The organism is Fodinibius sp., assembly GCF_041642155.1.
GTDB lineage: Bacteria > Bacteroidota > Rhodothermia > Balneolales > Balneolaceae > Fodinibius.
Genome location: NZ_JBEPWZ010000300.1, coordinates 1 through 3,600, shown reverse-complemented (window position 1 = coordinate 3,600; position 3,600 = coordinate 1). Strand labels below are relative to the sequence as shown.

3 protein-coding genes and 1 pseudogene are annotated in these 3,600 nt (G+C 50.2%); 1 reads left to right on the top strand and 3 read right to left on the bottom strand.

Features of this window, described 5'->3' with window-relative positions; genetic code table 11:
* The coding region (locus ACESLU_RS13020; protein ID WP_372639064.1) for a hypothetical protein at positions 1-598 on the bottom strand (598 nt) is incomplete at its 3' end.
* Positions 599-673: 75 nt separating this feature from the next.
* Here ACESLU_RS13020 and ACESLU_RS13015 point away from each other — a divergent pair.
* Positions 674-1,591: a DUF4835 family protein gene (locus ACESLU_RS13015; protein ID WP_372639063.1), complete on the top strand. Its 918-nt coding sequence runs from the start codon at positions 674-676 to the stop codon at positions 1,589-1,591.
* A 431-nt stretch (positions 1,592-2,022) separates the two neighbouring features.
* Here ACESLU_RS13015 and cysN read toward each other — a convergent pair whose 3' ends face one another.
* On the bottom strand, positions 2,023-3,303 hold the full coding sequence (gene cysN, locus ACESLU_RS13010) for a sulfate adenylyltransferase subunit CysN (protein ID WP_372639062.1): 1,281 nt from the start codon (positions 3,301-3,303) through the stop codon (positions 2,023-2,025).
* A 138-nt stretch (positions 3,304-3,441) separates the two neighbouring features.
* Positions 3,442-3,600, bottom strand: a pseudogene (locus ACESLU_RS13005) (sulfate adenylyltransferase small subunit); the annotation flags it as partial.

The following is a 3,600-nucleotide window of genomic DNA, read 5'->3' as shown; positions in this document are numbered from 1 at the left end:
CCTTAAACAGCTCCGTTGAAAAAAGGGCCAAATCCGAAAGCCGGTAAGAAAATCCCACGCTGAGATTGCGCGGTAATTCCTCGTCATTACGCGAGCCGTAGCTGGGCTGGTTGACATTCACGGCCCTGGCCGCAATCCACAGCTCCGGAAGAATGAAGGCTGCCAGCCCGATGTCAATCCCCAGCGCACCGGCGGAACCGTATCCCCCGCCCTGGGTCACATGACTGTAATTGAGAACAATCCCGTAATGAAATCCCCGGATTGAGTGTTTGTAGCCGGCCCGCAGGCGATTTTCACTAAAAAGGTCGTAGCCATAGCGGTGGGCGCCAGCGGCTAAAACTCCTGCTTTTGTAGGATACGTCACGGAGGCCGCAAGATCGCTGATCTCCGCCAGTCCAAAGTAGCGGACCCCGAAAAAGGCGAGGGTGGACTCCTTTTCCGACATCATAGCAGGACTGGCAAACACCGCCCACGGGCTGTGAGGAAGCGCCGTGGTCGCCTGTCCCACCGCCAGCTCGCGCGCCCCGATTACGGCCTGCGCCCTGAGCTCTGCAGGCGGACCTGCCATCCAGGTCACGCCGACCAAAAGAAGTTTCAAAAATGTTATGTAACAATGCCGATGCTTTAGTATAATACGCTCCATAATGAATGATTCCCTTATCTCTTTGCAGTGATGAAGATATTTTTCCCTGACAAATGGTGGTGCTCCCTTTTTCTCTGCGCTCTCTGCCTGCTGCTCCCCCCGGAGTCAGCAAGCCAGGAAATTCGTGCGGATGTCACCGTAGACCGCAGCCAGGTAAACAACACCTCGCTCAGCTTTTTGGATAACCTCGCTGATGAAATAGAAACCTATCTTAATGAATATTCCTGGACCGATACGAACTTCCGGGCGGAAGAACGGGTCAGGGTCGATATACAGGTAACGTTACTGAGTGCAGATGACAATTTCAACTTCGATGCCCAGGTAATTTTTCGCTCACGCCGGCCTATTTACAATACGACCCGCGAAACGGTTCTATTTTTCTACAACGAGGAGAACTGGAGCTTTACCTTTACGCCCCATCGCACGCTGATTCATGATCAGCTTCAGTTTGACGAATTTACCAGTTTTTTAGACTTTTATGCCTACCTTATTCTGGGATACGATTTTGACAGCTTCAATGAGCTCGGGGGCACCCCTTACTTTGCACAAGCTCAGAATATCGTCTCCCAAGCCCAGTCCTCCCCCTCCGGTGGCTGGGAACGCAGTGGTGTCAACCGTCGAAACCGGGCGCAGCTGGTGGCAGATCTGCTTAACCAGAACTATGAGGGACTGCGACTGGCTATATACCAGTATCACCGGCAAGGATTGGATCGTTTTGTTGAAAATCCGGAGGAAGCGCGAAAGCAGATCCTGGAAGCGCTGGAAAAAATACAGAAGGCCAAACGGGCCACCTCCTCCAACTTTCTGTTTGATACGTTCTTCAACACAAAATACCGAGAATTAAGCGCTATCTTTGAGGACGCGGCTCCTGAGGTCAGGCTCGAAGCTTTCCAACTGCTCTCAAATATTGATCAAAGTCACCTGTCGGAATACCGAAAGCTTCAATGATCGTGCTGTATATTGATATTAAGCATACAGCAGCTTCTTTTTAACTTGCCCTTTTATGCCACCAAAGTGGTTGTTCCATTTTTTTCACCGACGAAAATAAACGGACCCCAAAAAAGCCGCCGGGTGAGGATTCTTCGCCTGAGCGGAGGATGGCTTTCTTTCTCTTAATACAATATAATGTTATATATATATATAAATTACCTTTAAAAAGAGCTTCTCATTTTATGAGAAAAAACACACGGCCTTGAAAAGTCAGTGCCCCGGGTGGCGGGCGCAAGGCGGAGGAACAGGAAAAATATTTGTTTGAGCCCGACCGTGTCGGGCGAGTTTATATTTTTCTCCGGAGCCGCGGCAACCGCCGGGCGCTGAGTTTTCTCAGCCTTGACCTTTTCCGCCCTTTTGGGTCAAGCCAAAAGGGGGATAAAGAATTTTCAAATAATCATACCCGCGCCTACGGTTTCATTGGTGTATTCATCAATGATGATAACACTGCCCGTTACGCGATTGCGCTTGTAGCTATCGTAGAAAAGAGGTTTGGTCGTACGAATTTGAACACGACCGATATCATTCAGCCCGATCTCCTTGTCCCCCTCGACGCGATGCAACGTGTTAATGTTGACTTTATACTTCACCTCTTTAACGATGCAACGGGCATCCTGGGTGGTATGTTTGATCGCATACTTTCCCTTCGGATCAAGCGGCTCCTTATTAAGCCAGCAAACCATCATATCGATATCCTGTCCCACGGTAGGCTGATTATCCGGCTTGGCAATCATATCGCCCCGGCTGATATCAATTTCATCCTCCAGCGTCATGGTAACTGACATCGGCTGGAAGACCTCATCCTCTTCGTTCTTATAGGTTTCAACGGTATCGATCGTGCTGGTAAACCCAGAGGGAAGCGCGATAATTTCGTCACCGGGCTTAAACACCCCGCCGGCCACCTGACCGGCATAGCCCCGGTAATCGGGATATTCTTCCGATTGGGGGCGCGTAACCCACTGCACCGGAAACCGGCTGTCCACATGATTGTAATCACTGTCCACCTGTACATTTTCGAGCGTGTAGAGCAGCGTAGATCCGCCATACCAGGGCATGTTTTCAGATTTATCAACCACGTTATCCCCGTAAAGCGCGCTGATGGGAATATAATGGATATCGGGAACATCCAGCTTGGAGGAAAACGAGCGAAACTGTTCCTGGATTTCTTTGAAGCGGTCTTCGCTATAGTCGACCAGGTCCATTTTATTAACACACAGCACGACATGGTCAATCTGCAACAGCGACGCGATAAACGAGTGACGGCAGGTCTGCTCGATCACGCCCTTGCGGGCATCCACCAGGATGACCGCCAGGTTTGCCGTCGAGGCTCCCGTTACCATGTTCCGGGTGTACTGGACGTGTCCCGGCGTGTCGGCAATAATGAACTTTCGGTTGGGCGTTGAAAAGTAACGGTAAGCCACGTCGATGGTAATGCCCTGCTCGCGTTCCGCAGACAGCCCATCCGTTATGAGAGCGAGGTTGGTATATTCATCCCCCTTCTTCTGGCTCGATTCTTCAATCGCTTCCATCTGATCATCAAAAATGGATTTGGAATCGTAGAGCAAGCGCCCGATCAGGGTGCTTTTGCCGTCATCCACGCTTCCTGCCGTCGTAAACCGCAGGAGATCCATATCGAGATATTTTTGTGCTTCTTGTGTATTCGAACTCATGCTATTGTTAAATTCTTAAATTAATTTCTAAATCCTCTTCCGGTCAGATGCTGTGCATTCAGGAGCCTGTATTCGGAATAACCGTATCTCGGGCTCTGAATCCTGAATGCTTTATTCAGATGCGCTGTGCCATTTTTATTAAAAGTATCCCTGCTTTTTCCGCTCTTCCATAGCAGCCTCCGCCCGCTTGTCATCCGTCCTGTTGCCCCGCTCGGTAATGCGTGCTGAAGCAACTTCCTCGATAATCTGTGCCACGGTGGAAGCTTCGGATTTAAAAGCCCCGGTACACGTCATATC

Bases quoted from the DNA above. Each gene is read 5' to 3' on its own strand.
- ACESLU_RS13015 (WP_372639063.1), top strand. From the start codon at position 674: ATGAAGATATTTTTCCCTGACAAATGGTGGTGCTCCCTTTTTCTCTGC.
- cysN (WP_372639062.1), bottom strand. From the start codon at position 3,303: ATGAGTTCGAATACACAAGAAGCACAAAAATATCTCGATATGGATCTC.